Origin of the sequence: Bradyrhizobium aeschynomenes (assembly GCF_013178945.1) — a bacterium.
Taxonomy (GTDB): domain Bacteria; phylum Pseudomonadota; class Alphaproteobacteria; order Rhizobiales; family Xanthobacteraceae; genus Bradyrhizobium; species Bradyrhizobium aeschynomenes.
Map to the genome: position 1 here is coordinate 336,557 of NZ_JABFDM010000002.1, position 23,805 is coordinate 360,361.

The window sequence follows — 23,805 nt, forward strand, 5'->3', positions numbered from 1 at the left end:
CACAGTCTTCACGTGAGCCGCGCGCGGCATGATTGCGGTCAATCATGTCGCGCGCGCAAGCGAAAGCGCAAAGTTGGCTGCATGGGCAAAGCCCGCCTACGACTGCACCGACCGCTTCTTCCGCCACGGCGCGTCATCCTCCCAGTCGCCGGCCATGATCGAGCCGTAGGGGATCACCTCGTCGACGACCTCGCCGAGCCCGAAGCGCGCGATCTGCGCGCGTACCGACGCCGCATTCTTGTAGGCCTGCGGCAGCTCCGAGAGGTCGGGCTTGCCGCAATAGAAGCGCGCGTCGATGCCATCGGGCAACTCGGGACGATTCTCGCGCAGGAAAGCTTTCCGCCCGAGATTGCGACCGGCGCCGTGCGGCGCGAAGCCGAGCGCGTCCTTGTTGTCGCGATGCTTGATGATCAGCACCGGCTCGGCCATGTTGAGCGGCACGATGGTGCGGCCGTCATCATCGGCCGAGAAGCCGGACCAGTTCGGCGTCGCGCCCTTGCCGTGATAGTACAGACCATCGCTCTTCCGGAAGACGAAGTTGTGCTCGTTCCAGAAGCGGTCGGCGACGGCGTTGCCGAGCTTGGCAGCCGTGAGATCGTGGATCGCGTGATGATTGGCACGCGTCCACAGCCGCGCCACCTGCAGCGCCTCCCAATAGGCGCGACCATCGTCGCTCGACGCCTTGATCCAGGCGCTGTGCTCGGGGACCCTCGGCGCGTGGATCGCGGTGTGTTTGCGCGCGACCGCCATGCCACGCTTGTAGAGCTGCGCGCCGAATCCGCGCGAGCCGTGATGGGTCACCAGCGCAGCCTGCCCCGTCGATTTCAGATGCCCGACGAAGGCGAAGTGATTGCCGTCCCCCTGCGTGGCGAAGTGCCCGACGGCTAAGCGCTCCAGCCCTTTCAGGAACGGGTTGCCGTCGAACCCCTGCATCATCTCGTCCGGCGGCTGGTGCAGCCGGTCGCGGCCGCCGGGACCGAAATGGGTCACCGCGTGAACGGCATCGAGGATGCGCTTGGGATCGTCCTTGCGCGCGAACACGGTCACCGCGACCGAGCAGCAGATGTCCGACGAATGGAAGCCCGGATGGATGGCATCCTCGCAGGCGACTACGCCGCCGACCGGAATGGTGCCGAGCGCCGTTCCCGACGGGCAGGCGTCCGGCATGACAGCGCCGGCCATGATGGTCGGCACGCGCATCAACGCATCCATGTGCTGCGCCACCGCCGCGACATTGGCGCGCTCGAGCTCGTTCTCGGCCTCGATCAGCATCGCAAACGGCAAGCCATTGGTGCGCATCAACGCCTCCGCCGGCTGCAGCGCCTGCAGCGCGGCGAAAATCGCGTCGTCATCAGCGCCCGCAGCGCGCATGGCATTCGCGGCCGCCAGCCCGTCCTTGAACCAGCGGCCCGGCTTGAAGCCCCAGGCGATCAGGGTGTTTCCGTCGATCATGGCAGGTCTTGTGCTTGAACAGAGTCGTTTGTCGCCACTGGCGACGCGTGCGTTCACAGCCGATGCTCTCTCCACTCGTCATTCCGGGGCTCGCGCAGCGAGAGCCCGGAATCCATAGCCCCAGGGAGCTATGAGACGCGAGACGGCCGTGGCGCCTGTTTTCGCCACATCCCCGCTCGTGGCTATGGATTCCGGGCTCAGCCGCTGCGCGGCTGCCCCGGAATGACGAGGGGAGAATGAGGACGCGCTCAATCCTTGAACGGATCGAACTCGCCCTCGCCGGCCATCACGACCGCGAACGGCCGCAGCGTGTGCACCACCTTCACCGAGCCGGCGTGCTCGGCCAGCACCTCGGGCAGGCGCCGATAGGCCATCGGGCTCTCGTCGAGATCGGCACCGACCAGGGTGACGCCGCGGCTCTGCAGCCAGGCGTCCATCTCCTCGCGCGTGAAACGCCGCTTGGCCTCCCTGCGGCCGAACATCCGCCCTGCCCCATGCACTGTCGAGTACAGCGAGGCCTTCGCCTCCTCCGACTCGACGCCCTCGATGATGACCGCGTCGTCCCCCATCGAGCCACCGACGAAGCCGCGCTGGCCCGGAAAGGCCGGCGTGGCGCCCTTGCGCACCACCCACAGGTCACGCCCGTCATGCGTCTCACGCCAGGCGTAGTTGTGGTGGTTGTGCACGCTGTCGGTGACCGCCCCGCCGATGATCTGGCGCACGCGCTCCACCACCCACTCGCGGCCCGCATAGGCATAGCGCCCGGCGAGCTGCATCGCGGCGATGTAGCGCTGCCCGATCTCCGAGTCCTCGTCGACGACGGCGGGCGGCACGTTCATGCCGTCCTTGCCGCCGGCGGCCTTGAGGTAGCGCGTCGCCGAGGTGTGGCCGAGACCACGGCTGCCGAAATGCACGCCGATCCAGACGAAGCCGGCCTCGTCGCGCATCAGGTCGACATAATGGTTGCCCGAGCCGACCGTGCCGAGCTGCCCGACCGCCTTCTGCCGGTACGCATCCATATCGGACATGCGCCAGGCATCGGCGTCGTCGAACAGCTCGTGCTCGACGCGCTCCGCATTCTTGCGGCCGACGCCGAACGAGATCACCTTGGCGACATCCTTGATGATCGTGCCGACCTTGTCCGCGATCGCATCGAACTGCGTGTCGAGCCGCACCGCCATGTTGCCGCAGCCGATGTCGAAGCCGACGCCGGAGATGCTGATCTGCTTCTCATAGGCGATCACGCCGCCGACCGGCTGGGCATAGCCGAGATGGCCGTCGGCACAGATCACGCCGGCGACGGCATTGCCGACCGCCATGCAGTTGCGCATCTGCGCGATGGTCGCGTCCTCGTGGCGACCAAACACCTTCAGCGGGCTGTTCTGATACTGCGCCGCCTGCGGCCGGCTCGCCACCGTATCGGCCAGCGCCTCGGCCTCGCGCGCGAGCTGCTCCTTGCGCGCGACGTCGCGGAACGTGCACCACAACGGCATCGAGCGCTGCCCGGGCCGCTCGACCCGCGCATCCGGATCGAGCCCGGCCTCGATGGCCAGCTCTCGCGCTCGGTCTTTGTAGGGATCGGCTCGCATCGGATCCTCCTCTCATCAGTAGCATGCAGGACGCGGAGCGCCAGCACGGCGCTTCGCGATCGACGCTCGCGCGAACGGTCGCGCAAGCGGGTGGTGCAGGCCAGGAGGTGGATCAGAGTTGAGGGAGACTCCGCACGGGAGCCCAGTCTCGGGATGATCGTCGCTCTGGCCGGGTCGGCAGAGGGACGATCCCGCTGCCGCGTTAGGCTATCAGTCTGATATTGACGGGTAGCGCGTTGGCTGCGGAGACCGCCGGCACGCGCAAGAACAGCTCACGGCGCCGCGATTGCGGCAGCGCGCTGTCCTTGATGGGGCGTGGCGTCGAATACGACATCGGTCTCCCGTTGCGGATCATCCGCATGGAAGTTGGCGCGTGGAGATACAGGGGGTTTTTGGATTTGTAAAGTGACGATGGTGCAGCTCGTTGGAAATCATTGCGACGTGGCTTTGATCGAGCTCATCACTAAGGATCGTGGCTATGGATTCCGGGCTCTCGCTACGCGAGCCCCGGAATGACGGGCGGAGAGACCACGTGCTCTCTCCTCCCGTCATTCCGGGGCAGCCGCACAGCGGCTGAGCCCGGAATCCATACTCATTATGAGGATTTGAGCCCAGCTGCTCATCTCCAGATTCCCGGATACAGATCATCCCAGTTCGGGTTCTGCTCCTCGATCAGTCGGATCTTCCAATCGCGCCGCCATTTCTTGAGCTCCTTCTCGCGGGAGATGGCAGTGATCGGATCGTCGTAAGTCTCGAACCAGACGAGCTTTCCGATGTCATAGCGCGAAGTAAACCCAGGCGCTGCCTTGGTCCTATGTTCATTGACCCGCCGAACGAGATCATTCGTCACGCCCAGATACAGCGTACCGTGTTTCTTGCTCGCAAGCAGATAGACGTAATACGCCATCACGCAGCCGTGGTTATGGATTCCGGGCTCGCCCTTCGGGCGCCCCGGAATGACGGTGGAGAGAGCGCGCGATCTCTCCTCCCGTCATTCCGGGGCTCGCGCAGCGAGAGCCCGGAATCCATACTCACGTTACTCAATTGGATTTTCAACCTCGTCCTCAATGACCCGTCTTACCATCACCCAAACAAACGAAAGGCCGCCCGTGGGCGGCCTTTCCTATCAACAACCAGCATGCACAGCCGCTCACGCCGCATCCGGCGCCTTCAGCCGCACCAGCCGCGTCAGCAGCGCATCCAAGCCCGCACCCTCGCCGGCGTGCAGGTCGATGCGGCCGACCTTCTCGACGAGGCGCTCCAGCGACTCCAGCTCCTTGAGCCGCAGCAGCAGCGGGTTCTCCTCCATCAGCTTGGCGGTGTTCAGGAGCGAGCGCGTCGCCGCGGTCTCCTCCTGGCGACGGATCAGGTTGGCCTTCGCCAGCCGCTCCGCCTCCACCACCTTGTTGACGAGGTCGCGGATCTCGCCGGGCAGGATCACGTCCTTCACGCCGAGCTCCGTCACCTCCACGCCCGAGCCGCCGAGCCGCGCGCGCACGTAGTCGCGCAGCTCGGCGTCGAGCGAGGCCTTCGCCGCCAGCACCTCGTCGAGCGTGCGCGACGCCACCGCCTCGCGGATCGCGAACTGCACCAGGCGGTACAGCCACGCATCCACGTCGGGCGTCGTCGCCACCGCCGCCTCCGGATCAACGATCCGGCGGAACGCCGTGAGCGTCACCCGCAGCGCGATGCGATCCTTGGTCAGCATCTCCTGCGCGGTGATCTCGAGCGCGGTCGGACGAAGGTCGAGGCGCTTGACCTCGATCTTGCGGCCGACCGCCCAGAAAGCGTGCCGACCCGGCGCCAGCCGCTCGGTCAGCTTGCCGTCGACATGCAGCAGACCGGCCTCGTGGTTGTCCACCACGGCCTCGGTCACGATGCCCGGCCGGTTGCGCTCGATCATCGCCAGATGCCGCGCGCTCACGCGCACGTCGCTGGTGATGTCGATGCGCTCGACCTCGACCCGCGTCGCCACCTTCCAGTAGACGCGGGTCTGCCATGGCGTCAGCAGGTGCGCCGGCCGGCCGTCGAGGCTCACGATCGCGATCTCGTTCGCGCCCGTCTCCACCGCCTCGAACAGCTCGGCCGCGAGATCGGGCCGCGCCGCCTTCAGCACCGCGAAACGATCGGCCAGGTATTCGGCCTTGACCACGTCGAACACCTGCACCGTCAGCCGGCGCAGCGGATCGAGCAGCGAATGGCGGCCGGGCGCGAGCACGCGCACCAGCTGGCCGTCAAGCCAGACCAGCGCCCGCTCGCCATCCGCCACCGTCTGCGTCTTCATCACCAGATACCGGCTCATGTTACTCTCCTGTCGTGCAAGGTCCGGCCGGATGCCGGGCCCTGTCTTGTTGGCTGCCGGCCTCTGCCTGCAGCAGTTTGAAAATCAAAGGACGTGAGGACCGAACGGCGCTTCCTGCCTGAACCGAGCGGGCCGCGACTTGAGCGTCGGGTGCGGCCGGGCGCCCGCACAACTCACGGCCGCCAAAGCGGACGTGGCGATGCGCGAGCTGTCCCGGCCATATCCGACGCGGTATCCACCGCGGCGCAGAGCCGGCTCTGCAGTGTCCTGATCAGGTCGCCATGACCGAGGCATTGCCCCGGAGCAGAACGGCCGAACCGCGACTGAAGCGCGCGTCCGGTCCTCGTCAGAGGAAATTAGCTTGCAAAGCTAACGCGCGGAGCGCTGGAGCGGGAGTCGAACCCGCGACAGGATGATTCATGGTCATCTGCTCTAACCATCTGAGCTATCCATTGTGTGTCGATCGGATTCGAACCGATGCCGTCGGGCTCTCACCCGATGCTCACCATGAGCTTCGACGCGCATCTTCTCTTCAGCGGAATACGCCACCGGATGCCGGCGCGCACCAGTCGGGATCTCAACGAGCCCGAACCCATGGACGAAGCGAAAGACCGCGCGTATAGATCGACTAATACGACATGGCAAGTGTTAGTTTGTAGATGCATCGATATTTTTGACTCGAACTCAGCTAATGACCTCGGGATCTCGCCACATCGTCATTCCGGGGCGCGCGTAGCGCGAGCCCGGAATCCATAACCACGAGCGGACATTTGACGAAGTTGAGCGCCACTCGCATCTCGCGCCACATGAGCAGATGTGGCTATGGATTCCGGGCTCGCGCTACGCGCGCCCCGGAATGACGGCTGTGTCGATGCAGATCATGATACGGCACGCAACTTCGTAGCCCGGATGAGCGTAAGCGACATCCGGGTTCACACGCGCAGCCGATAGGAACCCGGACGCCGCCTGCGTCGGCGCCCTTCGGGCATCGACGCAGGCGCATCCGGGCTACACGCCCTTTCACCGCTCCAGCTCCACGTCCCAATACAGATAATCCTGCCACGTCTCGTGCAGGAATCGCGGCGGGAACAGGCGCTGGGCGGCCATCAGCTCGTGCCGCGTCGGCTCGAACGGCGGCCGCCGCGGCTTGAGGTAACGACGGTCCTTGCGCGCGTTGCAGGGACTGCAGGCCGCGACGATATTGGTCCACGACGTCTCGCCGCCATCGGCGCGCGGCACGACGTGGTCGAAGGTCAGCTCGCCGTGGAGATAACGGCCACCGCAATACTGACATTCGAAACGGTCGCGCAGGAAGACGTTGAAGCGCGTGAACGGCACGCGCTTCGCAGGCCTGACATAGTCGCGCAACGCGATCACCGACGGCAGCCGCATGCTGACGCTCGGGCTGCGGACAACCCGGTCGTACTCCGCGACCACGACGTGAGAGCCGCTGACCACCGCGCGGATCGCATCCTCCCAGCTGACCACCGACAGCGGAAAGTAGCTCAGCGGCTGGAAGTCGGCGTTGAGAACGAGCGCGGGATGGGTTGCTGACATCGTCGACCTCCTTTCTCGGGCGCGGCCGGCTCATGATTGCGGATGGCCGACGAGACGACCGGACTCGTCAGGCGCGTGCGGCGTCGCAGCGCCATGGATGTAGTCGAGATAGATCTGTCGCGCGGCTGCCTCGCTGATGCCGCGGCAGGCCATCGCGATGCGCACGAAGGCAAGCGCCACCGGCGAGGACAGCGCGCGTGCGTGGTCGCAAATCTCAGGGTCTTCGCTCGTCATGCGGGTCATCTGACCCTCCGCTCGATGTGCGGAGGGTCGGATCCCGCCGCGAATTACACGTCTGCTGGAATTTGAAGTCCCGGTTTCGCCGGGGACAGTGCGAGATTGTCAGGACCCTGACAGGCGACGCCCATGCCGAACCAGCCGCGCGACCAGGTGAATGGCCGTTCGTTGGCGGGGGTGTTCGCGAGATGTGAGCTTAGGCTCAACACGGTCGTGGTCCTCAAGGGAGCGCCCGAGATCGGCGGTCCGTTTTCGATGGGGCAGAGCTATGCGCAGAATTTTCCGAAGCCGTCAAGGCCGCAACCGGAGGCGCAACCGCGCTTTGCCCTCGCGCCGCGACGGATTTGCAACAACCGGCCTGCACGTCGGGCAAATCAGTTACGACGTCGGCCTTATCGGGAGAGCCGCCAAGCGCGCTTCAGAGCTAACAATCGCGTGCGCCGAAGAACTCATTTGCTCAAGCCGTTCAACGAGATCAGTCTCGCCAGCCCGCTTGCCTCAAACATTTCTGTTTCCAAAAATCGGAAATCATGCATTCTATGCGCGTCCCGTCCTCATGAGAGGGACGCTTCGCGATCGTCACGAACGTGGAGGGCGGGATGCGGTGGGCGCGCCGGTCGCAGCGTGATCTGATCATGCGGACGAACGAGCCGGAGCGCACGGCGAAGTCGTGATGTCCTGACACCCCGACGCTGGTGTCAAGGTCTTGGGGCCCGACATGCTCCGACCGATGGTGGCCAGACAGCCGGCGCACCAGGGAGACCGCGTATAAGCCGTCAAGCCATCGCGCGGGGAATGCCGGAGTGTCCGGCTGAACCTGTGGTGACTGCCGCCTGCTTTTTTTCTGCAGGCGGGCCATGGGTGAGGCCCTCACCCGGCATTCCCCGCGCCCTCTCGTGAATTTCGAGGGGCGATTCGATCCAACGCTCGGACGCGAAAGCGGGTGCGAGAACGACGATGCATGCCGAGTCATTGCGAGCGAAGCGACGCAATTGCTCTCGCAGGATCGCGGAGCTGCTTCGGAGGATTGCGCCTCGTAGCAACAAGATTGTGATGCGGTCTGCTAACTCAGTTCGTCATTCCGGGACAGCCGCGCACGCGGCTGGGCCCGGAATCCATACGCCCGATAGAGTTTCGGATTCCGGGCTCAGCCCTGTGGGCTGCCCCGGAATGACGACGCGGAGAGATCTGGAGGGATGACGGAGATCGCAACAGGAGGACGTCGCCCCCTGCCCGGCTCACTCGATGCGGGCGAGGACGGCGAGCTTGCGGATGCCCTTGTTCTTGTAGGCATCGAGGAACGCGTAGTAGTCGCGGAACGACACACAGCCGTTGGAATCGCCGTTCGGTCCGAGCATGAAGGTGTGCGCCAGCAGGCCGTTGCGGCCGTGGATGGCGTCCTCGCCGCCGATCGGATTGAGCCGCAGCGCCGGCACGCCGTGGAACAGCGCCTCGCGCGGCTTCAGCTCGTAGATATGCGGCGGCGTGACGCCGCGCATCTTGATCTTCTCCGAGCTCGGCTTGTCGAGATTGTCGCCGAGGCCGGAATGCGCCTCGAGCTTGGTGCCGTCGGGCAGATACACCGCCTTGGCCGAGATGTCGTACACCGCCGTGCTCAGATCGTAAGGCGGACGGCCGCCGCGGGTCGGATCCTTGGCGATCGACGCGGTGATGTTGGAGTCAGCCGAGGCATACGCCAACAGGCCACCCTCCTGGTTCTCCGGCTTGCCCCAGAGCTTTTCCTGGATCGAGTGACGCTCGCCGGCGATCGACAGCACGGCCGCCTTGGCGCGCTCGGTCATCGCGCGCAGCGAGAAGCTGTTCTTCGGCGCATTCGCCTCCGCGGCCTGCGCCGGCGTGGTGGCCGGCTGCGCCTGCGGCTTGGAATTGGTGCTGGCCAGCGCCAGTTGCATCGGCGGCCGGGCGTCCTTCTTCGGCGCCTCGGCGACCCTGGGCGTCTCCGGCGCCTTCGGAGCTTCGAGCAGCTTGGGCGGCGCGGCCTCGGCCAGCCGGGGCAGCGGCGGCGCGCCCGCGGCAGCATTGGAGGCGACGCCCTGCGGCACGGCGGCGCCGAATCGGTCGTTGAACATCTGCGGCGTGATGGCGGCGACGGTGGTCACGGCCGGAGTTTCTGGAAATGCGGAGAAGGCGTCCCCAACGGCATCCGCAGCGTTGCGCGTCGCAAGCCGCGGCGCCGGGCGCACGACGGGCTCGTCCTGCTCGATGCTCCCCAGGGTGGGATAGGCGTCGGCGGCGATGATCTTGGTGTAGACCGTCACGGCGCAGCCGCCGATCAGGCATGCGATCGCCGCGCCACCGATCATTTTATGAGAGAAAGCGACCAGGGAAGACTTCCTGCGGTTTCGTGCGGTCAACGCAGCTCGACTTTTACTCATTCACTCACGCCCGAACGAATACTCGAAAACTCTCACGCGATGCGTCACGGACACCCGCTTTGCATCTCGCAGAAGCACCAAGCTTCATTAAGGCGACTTTTAGTTAAATGCTGATTAAGTTTTGGCGGATTAAGGGCGGGTTAACCATGAAGGTCTGTTTTGCCGGCAAAGAGGGCGGAAACAGGGCAAAATTGCAGGCGGAAGCAATAATGCCGCACCGGGGCATTCCGGGGCGGCAGCATTCGACGGCCGCCGGAATCCGTAAAACATCGCAGGTCGCGTTAACGATTGGCCTCCAATACAGGGGGGCGGCCGATGATCTCTCGCTTCGGCAGATCAACCAGGTAAAAGTCCAAGTCGTGGGTCGTCAAAGGTCCCGGCCCGGCCGCTACGAAACCGACGTTCCCGCTCCCCGCGCAAGTATTGAATACATAAAGCCGCGCGAGCACCGGTTGCCGAGGCACAGCCGGCGGCCGAGCCGGAGCGCGGCGCGCGGGCGCAGATCGCTCTCTACGGCGCCGGATGGCCACGGCTCTCCGGTCAGCCGCGACCACGGCCGGCCGATTGCGTCCGTAAGAGTCCGGATTTGGCGGCTTCTTTCGATTGGCGGCAGTATGGTAGCGGCCGATTCTTCGCATCACCCCGTCGGCATATCGTACCGCGTCCGCTCCTGCCGAGACGACACGAGAAGGACTTCCATGCAGATCCCCGACCGGAAGCTGGCCTTCGTCCTGGCCTCCAGCAACAACGGCACGATGATCGTCAACCGGCTCGACTACCGCATGGTCGATGCCAACAGAGGCTACGGCGTCGGCTACCAGATCCTGGAGACGGGAGCTTTCGATCCAAGCGAGGTGCAGCTCGCGGTACGCCTGCTCAACCTGCGCCGCAGGCACCATGGCGATGGCGCGGTCGCGATCGACTGCGGCGCCAACATCGGCGTCCATACCATCGAGTGGGCGAAGGCGATGACCGGCTGGGGCTCCGTGCTCTCGATCGAGGCGCAGGAGCGCATCTACTACGCGCTCGCCGGCAACATCGCGATCAACAACTGCTTCAACGCCATTGCCGTCCATGCCGCGGTGTCCTCGGAGCGCGGCGTGCTCGACATTCCCAGCCCCAACTATCTGACGCCGTCGAGCTTCGGCAGCCTCGAACTGCGCCAGCGGCCGAACACCGAGTTCATCGGCCAAGCCATCGACTACGCGAACAACACCGTCGAGGTGCGCAAGCTGCCGCTGGACGACTTCAACCTGCCGCGCTGCGACCTGATCAAGCTCGACGTCGAGGGCATGGAGATCGAGGCGCTCGAAGGGGCGGCGACTTTGATCGAGCGCTGCACGCCGATCATGCTGATCGAGAAGATCAAGACCGATGCCGAGCAGTTGCGGCAATGGCTCGAACGCCGCGGCTACAAGACCATCGACGCCGGCATCAACATGGTCGCAATCCATGGCCGGGACAGGACGCTGGCGGACGTCATCCCGCAGCAGGCCTGAGGCGCGCCTCAGCGCAGCAGCTCGGGCGGCGGCGTGCGATCGATGATCTCGCTCCTCGGCTGGCTGAGCGCATAGAAGGCGTAGGTTTCGATGGTCAGGGGTCCGCGCCTGCGTTCGGCCTCGCCGACCTTCTCGACCCGGGCGAAGGTGTTTTCGACGTAGAACCGCGTCGCGATCTGCGCCTCGTCGACGAGCAGCTGCGTGCCCGCGAGCTTTGCCGGATCAGGCTCGGGGAAATTGACCCAGCGAATGCGCTGGATCGGCTGCAGCACGCAGGTCCCGGGCGGCAGATAGAACGACAGCCAGGCGGTGGTCCCATAATCCATCGCGAGGACGCAGTTCGCGCCGGCGCGAGCGCGCGCCGCCTCGATCGCCGCCGCGAGCGGGTGCCAGCCGACGCCGACGCTGCGCACGGTGGCATCGCGCTTGTAGCCCGAGAGCCAGCCGGTGTTGGCCTGCACGATCAGCGCAACGAACATCGCCGCGCCGGCCGGCAACGCCCAGCGCAGGCAGAAGGCGGCGGTGCGTCGCTCGCGCGGCTTCCAGGCGACGAGATGCGCAGCAGCAGCAGCGGCAACGACGAAGGCCGGATAGATCGGCGCGAACCAGTTGGCTTCGACCCGTGCATGCAGGGAATGCCAGACGAAATAGGCCACAATGACCCAGACCATCGCCTCGATCAGGACGCGCGACGCCGCCTCGCCCGCCCGGCGCCGCGCCAGGGCATAGAGGCCCATCACGCCGAGGATGAAGACGAGCGGGGTCGCGAAGGCGAACTGCGTCGGAACGATTTCGGCGATGTAGACGGGCCGGAAATCCTCGATTTTGGCGCGGCCGAGCTGCTTGATGAACGACACCCATTGGTGATCGGCATTCCACAGGATCACCGGCGAGAAGATCGCGAACGCCACGGCGCCGCCGAGATAGGGCCACGGCGAAGCCAGCCAGGGCCGCATCTTTGGGACGGCGAGCAGCCAGATCAGGATCGCCGCGCCGAAGAACATCGCGGTGTATTTCGACAGCAGCGCTGCGCCGACGGCCGCGCCGAGCGCGAGCCACCATACGCCCCTGCCCGTTTCCACGAGCTTGGCGCAGAAGAACAGTACGAAGCTGGACGCGACCAGCAGCGGCGCATCGGGCGTCACGATCAGCGTGCCCACCGCGGCCATCAAAGTGAGATTGAGCAGCAGCGCCGCGGTCGCCGCCACGCGCACGCTGCCGAACAGGATCTGCGCGGTGCGATAGACCGCGTAGCTCATCGGCAGGCCGAGCAGGATCGAGACCAGACGCACGCCGAGCTCGCTGTCGCCGGCGATCAGCGTGCCCAGGCGGATCACGACGGCGACCATCGGCGGATGGTCGTAGTAGCCGCCGGCCAGATGCTTCGACCACATCCAGTAATAGGCTTCGTCGAAGGTGATCGGCGTGACCGCTGCAGCGGCCAGCCTGAGCACGACGAGGCCCGCGATGGTCAGCCAGACGTTGCGGACCAGCCGGGCATCGTCGGCGCCTGCCGCAGAGGTCATCGCTTGCGCCAGACGAACAATCCGGAGATCGCGTAATTCCAGACCACGCCCATCAGCGCGCCGGCGGCGCCCGCCAGCCACCAGATCGGCTCCTGGTCGTAGACCGAGAAGGCGACGCCGACATTGGCGAGCAGGCCGACCGAGCAGACCAGGTAGAACGCGAGCAGGCCGCGCAGGATGGCAAAGCCCTTCAGCCGCTGGTCGCGATAGGTGAGGAAGTTGTTGAGGATGAAGTTCGAGGTCATCGCGACGAAGGCGCCCAGCGCCTGCGCCTCCGCGAATGGCAGGTCGAACGCGTTGAGACCGAGAAAGAGCGTGACGAGATGCACGACGAGGCCGGTGCCGCCGACCATGGCGAACAACAGGAAGCGCAACGACACCACGTCGTTGGTCATCTTGGCCAGCACGAGACCGAGGAAGTCGAGCGCCACCATCGAGTCGAGCTTGCTCTCGCCATGCAGGCGCGAGCCGAACGTATAGGGGACCTCGACCGTCTTGAGGCCGCCTTCGGCGCTGGCGATGATGTCGAGCAGGATCTTGAAGCCCTGGGTGGAGAGCTTCGGCGCGATCTCCTCGAAGCGGTCGCGGCGGATCATGAAGAAGCCGCTCATGGGGTCGTTGACCTCGACCTTGAGCGCGCGGCGCGCGATCTCGGTGGCGAAGGCGCTGGCCCCGGCCCGCTTGCTGTCGAAGCTGGCCGCGCTGCCGCCTGCGATGTAGCGGCTGCCGACCACGAGCTCGGCCGCGCCGCTCTGCAGCAGCGACAGCATCTTCGGCAGCTGGGTCTCGTCATGCTGCAGATCGGCGTCGATCACGGCCGCAAAAGGCGCGCTGGCGGCGAGAATGCCCTCGATGCATGCTCCCGACAGGCCGCGGCGGCCGATGCGGCGGATGCCGCGGACCCGGTTATCGTTGCGCGACAATTCGCGCACCACCTGCCAAGTGCCGTCCGGCGAGTTGTCGTCGACGAACACCACCTCCCACGGCACGTCCTTGAACGTCGCCTCCAGCCGCCGGTACAGCGTGGTGACATTGTCGCGCTCGTTGAAGGTCGGGACGACCACCGAAACGATCGGAATATCAGCGGTTTGCAGCGGCACTGGCGGGGCCGTTCGGATGGCTTCGTTCATGGTGCGGATGCGTATATCCGCCGCACCCCACCCTGCCAAGCGCGTCGGTCAGCCAGCGGTGCAAAAAGCCCGGCGTGTGGCGCCGCTGCGCAGCGTCCCCAGACGGCATGGCTCGAAGTTGCCCGGCCCCAAACGACAACGACCACAAACAAAGGGTGCGCGTACATCCGGCGCAGCCGCTCTGCCGTGGTCGTCTTGGTGCCGGAGCCCTTGTGGAGCTCGACGTCACCGTCTCTACCAAGATGGGGTGCCCCGGCCGGAATGCAAGGGCCAGTCTAAGGTCGCCCCGATGAGCGCAGCGATATATCCGGGCTTCCCCGCATTCCAGCCGAGACCCCGGATGTCGCTGCGCTCATCCGGGTCAGCGGCTAGTTCGGAACCTCACGCACGACCGGTCCGCGCACCGGCGGCGCGGGCGCCACGGGAACCGTCTGGACCTGCGTCGGCGGCACCTCGACCCGGGCCGGCTGCATGGTGCGGGCCATCGGCCCGACGGGAACATAGTAGAAGGCCGCCCCAAGCACGACCGCTGCAACGATCGCGCCGAGAAGGCCGCCGACGGATTCTGCTCTCATATGCTTCACTCCCACCCTGCCCCGTTCCTTGGATACACGAGGCTCCCGAGCACTGGAAGAGCGGCCATGACGTAGCGCCGAACTGGTCAGAGCCGGCGCGGTTGACTATCGTCGCCCTACCGCAACACCCCCTAGGCAATCAGCATCGGAACGGCCCGTGAGCAAAGCTCCTGCACGCGCTTCGCAATCCAAGAGCCAGATCTATATCGGCATCGGCGGCTGGACCTTCGCGCCCTGGCGCGGCGTGTTCTATCCGGACAAGCTGCCACAATCGAAGGAGCTCGAATACGCTGCCTCGAAGCTGACCTCGATCGAGATCAACGGCACCTATTACGGCTCGCAGAAGCCGGAGAGCTTTCGCAAATGGGCGCGCGAGGTGCCGGATGGCTTCATCTTCTCGCTGAAGGGCCCGCGGTTCGCGACCAACCGCCGCGTGCTCGCCGAGGCCGGCGATTCCGTGAAGCGCTTCTACGACACCGGGGTGCTCGAGCTCGGCGACCGGCTCGGCCCGGTGCTGTGGCAGTTCGCGCCGACCAAGAAGTTCGACGAGGCCGATTTCGGCAAGTTTCTGGAGCTGCTGCCGCGCGAGTTGGACGGCCGCAAGCTGCGCCACGTGGTCGAAGTGCGGCACGATAGTTTCTGCGTGCCGGGCTTCGTCGCGCTGCTGCGCGAATTCGCAACGCCGGTGGTGTTTGCGGAGCACGGCAAGTATCCGGCAATTGCCGACGTCGCCGCCGACTTCGTCTATGCACGGCTGCAGAAGGGCAATGACGAGCTTGCGACCTGCTATCCGCCGAAGCAGCTCGATGCCTGGGCGAAGCGGTTGCAGCTCTGGGCCGCCGGCGGTGAGCCGGATGATCTGCCGCGGGTTGACGAGAAGCCGCCCAAGAAGACTCCGCGCGACGTGTTCGCCTATGTCATCCACGAGGGCAAGGTACGCGCGCCGGCGGGTGCCATGGAGCTCATCGAGCGCGTGAGCTGACGCCAAGGAGGCGCATGATGGCCAAGAGCAAGACGCTGTTCACCATCGGCTATGAGCACACCCCGGCCAAGGCGGTGCTCGACGAGCTGCAGTCGGCCGGCGTCAAGCTGCTGGTCGATGTCCGTGCCGTCGCCGCCTCGCGCCGGCCGGGCTTCTCCAAGAGCCAGCTCGCGGCCGGGCTCGACGAGCGCGGCATCGCCTACGTTCATCTGCGCGGGCTCGGCACGCCGAAGGAAGGCCGCGAGGCCGCGCGCAGCGGCCACTACGATACGCTGCACCGGATCTACAGCAAGCATCTGAAGACGCCGCAGGCGAAGGAGCAGATGGACGAGCTGGCATCACTGGTGAAGAGCGCGGGCCCGGTATGCCTGCTGTGCTACGAGCGCGACCACGCCCATTGTCACCGGCAATGGATCGCGGAGATCATCGAAGAGCGCGACCAGGTCCGGATCGAGAACCTGATCGCGCCTCAGGTTTAGGCCGTTGCGCTCCGGCTGTTACTCCGCAGCGCAGCTGAAGGACGACGCCTGCTCGATGTCGCCGCTGACATATTTGGCAAATTTCGGCCACGGGCAAAGCGGCCGGGTCCGCTGCGGGCTCCAGTTCGACGGGACCTCCTTGTTGGCTGCATTCACCGTCGCCGTGATCGCCTCCGGCGCCTTACCCTTCTCGACCCAGTCCATCAGCGCGCCCAGCGCATCGAACTTCTCCAGGGTGACGCCGCCGCCGCAGTGGGTCTCACCGGGCAGCGCAAACAGCCGCGCGAAACCGTCGGCCTTGCCCTGCAGATTGGCGTTGAGCTTCTCGTACCAGCGGATGGTGTCGTTGACCGAGAACACCGGATCGGCCTGGCCGTGATAGATCAGCATCTTGCGCGCGCCGCCCTGGAAGGCCGGCAAGGTCGGATTGTCCACGGCGGGCGGGGTCATGAAATCCATCGCGGATTCCGTGAACGGCCCCTCCTTGGCGTAGATCTTCGGTGCGTCCTTGTCGAAGTCGTAGGTCTGCAACTTCTCGACCAGCTTGTCGGGCGAGCCTTCGATCTCGACCGGCGGCGTCGAGAAGATGTAGTTGAGCGAAGCCCCGCCCATGGTGGCAATGATCGGAAGGTTATTCCAGGGCGCGACCGGGCTCTCGACCTTCCAGGCGCGCCAGTTGCCGGTGCCGACGCCGCCATCCACCGGCCAGTCCGAGTAGAGCGGCTCGCCCTTCGAATTGTGCGGACCGGAAAAGCTCTTCTTCAGCGCGTCGACCTTGGCGGCCGGAAGGCAGGCCTCCGTGGCCCCCGCCGCGCAGCGCAGGCTGTCGAAACTGAATGCCTTCTGGCAGGCCTTGAGGTTCGCCGTCAGTCCGTCCTTGGCGCCGTCGAGCCCGTCGCAGAGCTCGATGATCTTGGACGAGATCAGCTTGGCATCCTCGCGGGTGATCGATTTGCGGATGTCCGCGTCGGCCTTGGTGAGCGCCTGCACATCCCAGGCGTGTTGCACGGCAGCGCGCGGCAGGTTGAAGCCGGGATTGCCCACCAGAAAGCCGTCATACTGCTCGGGCATGCGCTCGGCAGCCACCATGGTGTGGCGACCGCCATTGGAGCAGCCGGCAATGTAGGAATAGTCCGGCTTCTTGCCGTAATGGGCCGCGATGATCGCCTTGGCGATCGGCGCCAGGGTGATGTCGGCCGAATAGCCATAATCACGCCGGGCCTGCGGATCGAGACCGAAGGCCGAGCCGGCCGCAAGGCCCCGCGGCTTGTTGGCGGGATCGCTGCCGGAATGGCCGCTGTCGGACGACAGCACCGCGAAGCCGCGGGCGAGCGGCGTCACGCCGCCACTGACGAGACCATCGGCCTTGTCGCCAAGCGCCGGGACCACGACGCCGTCATTGCCACCATTGACCTGATGCAGGAAGCGGCCATTCCAAGTCTCCGGCAGGCGGATCTCGAATTGGATCGCATAGGCACGGCCGTCGACACCGGTCCGCTCATTGACCTTGCCGGAGAGGATGCAGTGGCGCGGCAGGCCATCCGCAGCCTCCTGAAGCTTCGATCCGGTCAGGGTCAGCCCGGAGACCTTCAGCGCCTCCGCGGTCACCTTGCTGCAGCCAGCATCCTCGGCCTGCGCAGAGCCGGCCGCGCATACGAGCGCCAGCCCGGCCACAAGCGACATCCCGGTTCGGATCATGCATTCCCCCCTGATATTCTGTTCGTTGCGCGCAGTTAAGCGCGGGTTTCGGGCAATGTAAATTGCCCAGGTCGTGCAGCATCCGCGCACGGCCTATTGCAACTGCCACACCTCGAAGGGCCTGTCATAGCCCCGCACCGAAACCTCGCCGTGGAAGACGGCGTCAAGCGCCCCGTCTCCCGCCGCCTGCCGCACCTCGGAAGAGATCAGGAGCTGCGAGTCGAACTCCTTGTTCAGCGCCTCCAGCCGCGAGGCGAAGTTCACGGTGTCGCCGATGACGGTGTACTCCTTGCGACGTGGCGAGCCGATGCTGCCGGCGACGACCTCGCCGAGGTGAATGCCTATCCCGATCCGCAGCGGCCAGGACGACAAGGCGTTCACGCGCTCCATCGCGATCACCATCTCGCGCGCCGCCAGGACCGCCTGCGCGGCGGCATCGCGCGATTCGAACGGTGCACCGAACAGCGCCAGAAAGCCGTCACCGAGGAACTTGTTGACGATGCCGCCATGCCGCTCGAGGATTTCGACGAGCACGGCGAATGCGCCGTCCAGACGATCCACGACCTCTTGCGGGGGCTTCGATCGCGCGGCGGCGGTGAAGCCACGGAAATCGACGAACATGACGGCAACCTCGCGGATGTCGCGTGCCTCTGCCGTACCTTCCTTCATCAGACGCTCGACGACCTGCGGTGAGACGTGCTGGCCGAACAGATCGGTGACCCGATCGCGCGCCGATGCGGCTTCGATGCTCGCCGCAAACTGCCGGCGCAGCTGCACGCTGACGGCTCCCGCGAGCAGGCCGCACAGCAGGATGATGAAGCTGCGCTCACCATGATAATAGATCTCGGGATTCTGGCTCACGTCGATGGAGGGACGATCCACCAGCGCCACGATCAGCAATTCGGCCGCGGCCACCAGGCCGGTAAAGCTCGACAGCCAGAAATCGAGCCGAAGCGTCGAGAGAATGATGAAGATGAAATAGACCAGCGGCGCGCCGAAGCCGAGCGCCTTGTCGTGGCCGATACCTTCGATCTGCAGCATGAGCACCAATGTGGGCAGCGACGTCTCGACCAGCGCGCTGACGTAGCGCCAGATCACAGGGACATCCCGGCCGAGGCGGATGTCCGCCTTGATCCTGAACAGAATGAGCGTCTCGAAGCCGATGAATGCAGCGATGATCGCGTAGACGTAGAGCACCCCCACCCGGCTCGGCCAGATCCACTCCGAGATCTTCGGCTGGAAGATCTCGACCAGCACCGAGATCACGAGAAACAACGCCGCGGTCGCGATCAGGGCCTTCACGCGCAGCAGCTCGGTGTTCAACGTCTGACGCATCAGCGCCAGGTCGAACGCTGCCGACGTTCCCGCCAACCTCTCGCCGGTCTCTAGCCCCCCAGAGATCGTCATCGTGCCCCAGCCGCCTCCATGCCCGGCCGGCATTGTGCCTCAATCGAGGGTGCGGCGGAAGCGGAAGACGGCGACAGTCATCGCAAACAGCATGAGGCCGACCAGGGCGATCGTATCATGTTGCAGGTTCTGGAGCGTCGAGCCCTTGAGCATGATGGCGCGGACGATCCGAAGGTAATGCGTCAGTGGCAGGCACTCGCCGAGGATCTGCGCCCATTGCGGCATGCCCAGGAACGGGAACATGAAACCGGACAGCAGAATGCTGGGCAGGAAGAACATCATCGACAGCTGCATCGCCTGCAGCTGGTTCTGCGCCAGGGTGGAGAACGTATAGCCGATCGAGAGGTTGGTCGCGATGAACAGGGTCGAGAGCAGCGCCAGCAGCAGCAGGCTCCCCATGATCGGCACGCCGAACAGGAGCACGCCGATGCCGATGATGATCGTGGCCTGCAGGAATCCGACCATCACATAAGGGATGATCTTGCCGAGCATGACCTCGACCGGCTTGATCGGCATCGACAGCAGGCTCTCCATCGTGCCGCGTTCGATTTCGCGGGTCACCGACAGGGCGGTGAAGATCAGCATCGTCATGGTCAGGATGGTGCCGACCAGGCCCGGCACGATGTTGAGCCGCGACGACGCCGCCGGATTGTAGCGGGCATGAGCCCTGATCTCGAACGGCGTCGTGACCGGATTGCCGGTGTAGAGATCGTGTGCGAGCGCGGTCTGCACGATCATCCCGAGCGAGGACAGCGCCGAGGACGCCGCCACCGGATCGGTGGCATCGGCCGCCACCAAAAGCGCCGGACGGTCGCCGCGACGCACCGCGCGCTCGAAGCCGCGCGGGATCTCGACGCCGAACAGCACCTTGCCGGACAGCAGGAGGTCGTCGAACTCGGCGACGCTGCCGACTTCGCGGGTGAAGCGGAAATAGGCCGTGTTCTCCATTGCCTTCAGAATCGAACGGCCGAGATCGCTGTCCTCCTGCAGCAGCACCGCCGCCGGCAGATGGCGCGGCGTGGTGTTGATGGCGTAGCCGAACAGCATCAGCTGCATCACCGGGATCATCACGATCATGGCAAACGACACACGGTCGCGTCTGAGCTGGATGAATTCCTTGACCAGCATTGCATAGGTGCGGCGCCAGAAGCCGAACCACCGCTCCGGGGCGGAATGATCGAGCCTGCCCCGAGTGCTCATTGGAAATTGTCCCGCGAGCGGTTCATCAGGTCGATGAAGACGTCCTCGAGCGAGGGCGCGGCCTCCTCCCAGCGCAGATCAGCCTTGTCGCGCCAGGGCGCGATCGCGACATCCAGCGCGCGGCGGTCGCGGCCTGACACATGCAGGCTGGTGCCGAACGGCGCGACCATGTCGACCCCGGGCTTGCCGGCCAGCGACGTGGTGAGCTCGCGCAGATCTGCGCCGCTCACGGTGTATGTGGTGAGCGCCGATTGCGCGATCACCTCGGAGACCGAGCCGTGCGCCAGCAGATGGCCGTAAGCGATGTAGGCGATCTCATGACAGCGCTCGGCCTCGTCCATGTAGTGGGTCGAGACCAGCACGGTCAGGCCTTCGCCGGCCAGCGCGTGAATCTCGTTCCAGAAGTCGCGCCGCGCCTTGGGGTCGACGCCGGCGGTAGGCTCGTCGAGCAGCAGCAATTGAGGGTTCGGCAGGGTGCAGGCGCCGAGCGCGAGCCGCTGCTTCCAGCCGCCGGACAATTCGCCGGCGAGCTGGCGCTCACGCCCTGCGAGGCCGAGCCGCCGCACCATGTCGCGCGCTGCACCTTGCGGATCGGCCATGCCGTAGAGCCTTGCGACGAACTCGAGATTCTCGCGCACCGACAGGTCCTGATACAGGCTGAAGCGCTGCGTCATGTAGCCGACGCGGCGCTTGATCTTGTCGGCGTCGCGGCGGATGTCGAAGCCGAGGCAGGTGCCCTCGCCGCCGTCGGGCGTCAGCAGGCCGCACAGCATGCGGATCGTCGTCGTCTTGCCTGAGCCGTTGGGCCCAAGGAAGCCGTAGATCGAGCCGCGCCTGACCTGCATCGACAGATCATGCACGACCTCGCGGCCGCCGAAGGACTTGGTCAGTCCCCGGACGTCGATCGCGATCTCGGCTCGCGCGGCGCCGGTCATTGCTTGTCCGCCACCGGAGTCTTGGGGTGTGGATAGATGCTGACGGGCTGACCGACGCGCAGCGCGTCCGGCCGCGAGGGGCGTGCCTGGATCAGGTAGACCAGCTTGTGGCGCTCATCGAGGCTGTAGATGACCGGCGGCGTGTACTCCGCAGACGTCGCGAGGAAGTAGACCCGCGCGGTGAGGTCGGCGGCGCAATTGTCGCAGGTCACGCGGACCTCGTCGCCGACGGCGAACTTCGGTAGATCCGGCTCCGACACGTAGAAGCGCAGCTTCATGTTGCCCGGAGGCATGATCGACAGCACCGGACGCTGCGCAGCGACCATCTCGCCCTCGCGGAAATAGATCTGCTGGATGGTGCCGGCGACGGGCGCCACACCCTTGCGCCGCGCCAGCCGGGTCTGCGATGTCACCAGATGAGCCTCGGCGACGCGCAACGCCGAGACGGCCGAGTCCAGCGTCGCCTGCGTCCCCGCCCCGGTCTTGCTCAGGGCCGCCGCGCGATCATAGGTCTGCTGCGCATTGGCGAGCGTGGCCTTCGTCTGATTGAGATCGGCCTGCTGCAGGTCGTCATCGACCGAATAGAGCGGATCACCGATCTTGACCTCGTCCCCTTCATGCACGTTCAGCTTCGTGATCCGCCCCGCCTCGTCGGGGCTCACGAAGATCATGTCGGCCTCGACCCAGCCCTGATAGCCGGGATCGCGCGTGTCCTTGCAGCCGTTGAAGCTAAACGCCGTGACCAGTACGGCGAGGCAGTGCAGCAGGCTCATGTCGGCCTCCTCGGGCCAAAGATCAGATCGAGATGCGTCTGCAGCATCGCCTCCGCGTCGAGCGGCGCATGGCGCTCGAACAGGCTCTTCCAGAGCACCGCCACCATCATCGGTGCAATCATCAGCTGCGGATGTTGGACGAGCTTTGGCTCGCGGATCTCGCCGCGCGTGATTGCCATCTGGATCAGCGCACGCATGGCGGCGAGCCCGCGGGAGACAACCTCGCGGTAGTAGAAGTCGGCTATCGCCGGAAAGCGCGGTCCTTCCGCGATGATGAGCCGGACGAGATCGCCACGGCGCGTGCCGGCGACCTCCTGGAGAAACATCTTCGCCAGAGCCTCGACCATGTCGCGGACCGAGCCGCCTGCCGGCAGCGGGGCCGCAAGACGGCCGACGAAAGGCACGATCGCGGTCCGGATCAATTCCTCAAACATCGATTCCTTGTCCTTGAAGTGCAGATAGATCGTGCCCTTGGCGACGCCGGCGCGCTTGGCAATGTCGTCGAGCCGGGTCGCTGCAAAGCCCCGGGCGATGAACTCATCCATGGCGGCCTGCACGATCGCGGTGCGCCGCTCGGCCGCACGATCGGCGCGCCGCGAGGGGGCGGCTCCCGTCTCCGTTGGTCTGCCCGTCTGAGCCTTGCCTCTGCGCAATTTCGATGGTTCCGTCATGGGAAATATATGACTGACTAGTCAGTCAATGTAAAGAGGTTTCACGAGAGCCGGGAGGCCCCTCCCTCCCAGGCGACGGATCCGACCGTCCGAGAAAGTCAACCGGACGGTCAGACGCAGGGCCTGATGTAGGGCCGATTGATCTCCCAGAGCTCGTCCAGAAGCTGGCGCGCGGCAGCCGCCGAATTGACGACGGGATCGATCAGCAGCGCCTGCAGCGCGATCTCCTTGGATGCCGTCATGGCCGCCTGCACCGCCAGCTGCTGCACCTGCACCTGGATTGACATCAGCTTCGCCACAGCATCGGGAAGTGGGCCCAGAGAGACCGGATGAATGCCGCAGCGATCCGCCACCACGGGCACTTCGACGGCCGCGCCGGCAGCAAGGTTGGGAATGACGTGACGGTTATGCACGACCCCAGACTCGATGACCTGCCTGCGGTCGTGCAGGACCGAGCCGATCACGGCGACGGCACGCTCTCCGGAGGGCATTCGCCACCAGTCGGGCATCTCGGCACGACCGGACAGGACCTCGTCGATCTGCCGGATCAGCTTGGCCCGCTCCGCCTCGTCCCATGCAAAGTCGTAACCGCCCTCACCCGCTTCCCAGCCATAGGCGAGATACTCGCCGACGTGACCGTCACCGCAACCGAGCCAGACCCCGAAGTCGCGCAGCAGCGCGCGCGTCAACGGCGCGACCTTGGCGTCGTGACCCCGCTCCATCTCGCGAAGCTGCGGATAGAGATCCTCGCCGGTCTCGCGGTCCCGGATCTGCGTTAGGCATTGGAAATGGTTCAGCCCGGCGCCCCATACTTCGACGCGTTCCTCGGCCAGTCCCAGGATGGACGCCACCTGGCTGCGCGCGATGAAGATGCCGTGGCAGAGGCCGATATGTTTGAGGCGGCTGTGACGCCCCAGCGCAAGGATGATGCGGCTCTCGGGATTGGAGAAATTGATGAACAGCGCATCCGGGCAGCGCAGCTCCATCTCGCGCACGAAATCGAAGACGACCGGCAGGGTGCGGAGCGTGAAGAACAAGGCGCCCGGCCCGCCATTCTCGCCCAGCGTATGCCGGATGCCGTATTTGCGCGGCACCTCGAAATCGAGCTTCCAGAGCCGGTTGCGGTCGATCGCGGTGGCATGGATCACAAAGCCGGCGCCGTCGAGAGCCGCTCGCCAATCCGTCGTCGCCTCGATCCTGAGCCCCGCGCCGGACATCTCGTTCAGCAGCCTGGCCAATCGCTCCGATCGGGCCAGCCGGGCCGGGTCGCGCCCGACCAGGACCAGCGTCGAGCCGGCGAGATCATGCGTCGAGAACAGGTCCCGAAACACGCTGAGACCGAACGAGGCGCTGCTCGCGCCGAGGAAGACGATCTTGGTGACGGCGGTCATCGGCAA

At 65.6% G+C, this 23,805-nt stretch carries 20 protein-coding genes and 1 tRNA gene; 3 read left to right on the plus strand and 18 right to left on the minus strand.

From position 1 onward, the window contains the following. Positions 1–96 precede the first annotated feature (96 nt). From HL666_RS06180 to HL666_RS06215, 8 genes are all read right to left on the minus strand, one after another. Positions 97–1,452 carry an RtcB family protein gene (locus tag HL666_RS06180; RefSeq protein ID WP_172180416.1) on the minus strand — a complete coding sequence of 452 codons (1,356 nt, stop codon included), beginning with the start codon at positions 1,450–1,452 and terminating at the stop codon, positions 97–99. A 248-nt stretch (positions 1,453–1,700) separates the two neighbouring features. Further along, positions 1,701–3,041, minus strand: coding sequence for an RtcB family protein (locus HL666_RS06185; RefSeq protein ID WP_172180417.1), 1,341 nt, complete (start codon positions 3,039–3,041; stop codon positions 1,701–1,703). Between the two features lie 619 nt (positions 3,042–3,660). Further along, positions 3,661–3,948, minus strand: coding sequence for a GIY-YIG nuclease family protein (locus tag HL666_RS06190; RefSeq protein ID WP_172113836.1), 288 nt, complete (start codon positions 3,946–3,948; stop codon positions 3,661–3,663). A gap of 243 nt (positions 3,949–4,191) precedes the next feature. Then, positions 4,192–5,343, minus strand: a complete 1,152-nt coding sequence (locus HL666_RS06195) for a slipin family protein (protein WP_172180419.1) — start codon at positions 5,341–5,343, stop codon at positions 4,192–4,194. A gap of 381 nt (positions 5,344–5,724) precedes the next feature. Continuing rightward, positions 5,725–5,798: transfer RNA gene (locus HL666_RS06200), tRNA-His, on the minus strand. Positions 5,799–6,363: 565 nt separating this feature from the next. Continuing rightward, positions 6,364–6,900, minus strand: a complete 537-nt coding sequence (locus tag HL666_RS06205) for an HNH endonuclease (protein ID WP_172180421.1) — start codon at positions 6,898–6,900, stop codon at positions 6,364–6,366. A 30-nt stretch (positions 6,901–6,930) separates the two neighbouring features. Continuing rightward, positions 6,931–7,143 (minus strand): hypothetical protein, encoded by a 213-nt coding sequence (locus HL666_RS06210; protein WP_172180422.1) that lies wholly within the window; start codon positions 7,141–7,143, stop codon positions 6,931–6,933. A 1,232-nt stretch (positions 7,144–8,375) separates the two neighbouring features. Next, on the minus strand, positions 8,376–9,461 hold the full coding sequence (locus tag HL666_RS06215; protein WP_246741475.1) for a DUF2778 domain-containing protein: 1,086 nt from the start codon (positions 9,459–9,461) through the stop codon (positions 8,376–8,378). A 770-nt stretch (positions 9,462–10,231) separates the two neighbouring features. On the opposite strand from HL666_RS06215, the gene HL666_RS06220 reads away from it, so the two are divergent. Continuing rightward, positions 10,232–11,032 carry an FkbM family methyltransferase gene (locus HL666_RS06220; protein ID WP_172180426.1) on the plus strand — a complete coding sequence of 267 codons (801 nt, stop codon included), beginning with the start codon at positions 10,232–10,234 and terminating at the stop codon, positions 11,030–11,032. Between the two features lie 8 nt (positions 11,033–11,040). On the opposite strand, the gene HL666_RS06225 is transcribed toward HL666_RS06220, so the two are convergent. The 3 genes from HL666_RS06225 to HL666_RS06235 all read right to left on the minus strand — a co-directional run bounded on the left by HL666_RS06225 (position 11,041) and on the right by HL666_RS06235 (position 14,263). Next, positions 11,041–12,558: a glycosyltransferase family 39 protein gene (locus HL666_RS06225; RefSeq protein ID WP_172180427.1), complete on the minus strand. Its 1,518-nt coding sequence runs from the start codon at positions 12,556–12,558 to the stop codon at positions 11,041–11,043. Beyond that, positions 12,555–13,688, minus strand: a complete 1,134-nt coding sequence (locus HL666_RS06230; RefSeq protein ID WP_172113828.1) for a glycosyltransferase — start codon at positions 13,686–13,688, stop codon at positions 12,555–12,557. The genes HL666_RS06225 and HL666_RS06230 overlap by 4 nt, the downstream gene beginning before the upstream one ends. Positions 13,689–14,056: 368 nt before the next feature. After that, positions 14,057–14,263, minus strand: a complete 207-nt coding sequence (locus tag HL666_RS06235; RefSeq protein ID WP_172180429.1) for a hypothetical protein — start codon at positions 14,261–14,263, stop codon at positions 14,057–14,059. 157 nt (positions 14,264–14,420) lie between these two features. Between HL666_RS06235 and HL666_RS06240 the strand changes: the two genes are divergently transcribed. Both HL666_RS06240 and HL666_RS06245 read left to right on the plus strand, forming a co-directional pair. Continuing rightward, positions 14,421–15,245, plus strand: a complete 825-nt coding sequence (locus HL666_RS06240) for a DUF72 domain-containing protein (protein ID WP_172113826.1) — start codon at positions 14,421–14,423, stop codon at positions 15,243–15,245. 17 nt (positions 15,246–15,262) lie between these two features. Then, positions 15,263–15,724 (plus strand): DUF488 domain-containing protein, encoded by a 462-nt coding sequence (locus tag HL666_RS06245; RefSeq protein ID WP_172130960.1) that lies wholly within the window; start codon positions 15,263–15,265, stop codon positions 15,722–15,724. A gap of 18 nt (positions 15,725–15,742) precedes the next feature. Here the strand turns inward: HL666_RS06245 and HL666_RS06250 are convergent, their stop codons facing one another. The 7 genes from HL666_RS06250 to HL666_RS06280 form a co-directional block, all read right to left on the minus strand. After that, positions 15,743–17,422, minus strand: coding sequence for a tannase/feruloyl esterase family alpha/beta hydrolase (locus tag HL666_RS06250; RefSeq protein ID WP_172130961.1), 1,680 nt, complete (start codon positions 17,420–17,422; stop codon positions 15,743–15,745). Positions 17,423–17,515: 93 nt separating this feature from the next. After that, positions 17,516–18,829, minus strand: a complete 1,314-nt coding sequence (locus HL666_RS06255) for an adenylate/guanylate cyclase domain-containing protein (protein ID WP_172113823.1) — start codon at positions 18,827–18,829, stop codon at positions 17,516–17,518. A 39-nt stretch (positions 18,830–18,868) separates the two neighbouring features. Continuing rightward, positions 18,869–20,029 carry an ABC transporter permease gene (locus tag HL666_RS06260; protein WP_172180430.1) on the minus strand — a complete coding sequence of 387 codons (1,161 nt, stop codon included), beginning with the start codon at positions 20,027–20,029 and terminating at the stop codon, positions 18,869–18,871. Then, positions 20,026–20,964, minus strand: coding sequence for an ABC transporter ATP-binding protein (locus HL666_RS06265; protein ID WP_172180432.1), 939 nt, complete (start codon positions 20,962–20,964; stop codon positions 20,026–20,028). Before HL666_RS06265 ends, HL666_RS06260 begins: the two co-directional genes overlap by 4 nt. Further along, positions 20,961–21,737: an HlyD family secretion protein gene (locus HL666_RS06270; RefSeq protein WP_172180434.1), complete on the minus strand. Its 777-nt coding sequence runs from the start codon at positions 21,735–21,737 to the stop codon at positions 20,961–20,963. Before HL666_RS06270 ends, HL666_RS06265 begins: the two co-directional genes overlap by 4 nt. Further along, positions 21,734–22,408, minus strand: a complete 675-nt coding sequence (locus tag HL666_RS06275) for a TetR/AcrR family transcriptional regulator (RefSeq protein ID WP_246741476.1) — start codon at positions 22,406–22,408, stop codon at positions 21,734–21,736. The genes HL666_RS06270 and HL666_RS06275 overlap by 4 nt, the downstream gene beginning before the upstream one ends. Before the next feature lie 110 nt (positions 22,409–22,518). Further along, positions 22,519–23,799: a family 4 glycosyl hydrolase gene (locus HL666_RS06280; protein ID WP_172180435.1), complete on the minus strand. Its 1,281-nt coding sequence runs from the start codon at positions 23,797–23,799 to the stop codon at positions 22,519–22,521. Between the last annotated feature and the right edge of the window lie 6 nt (positions 23,800–23,805).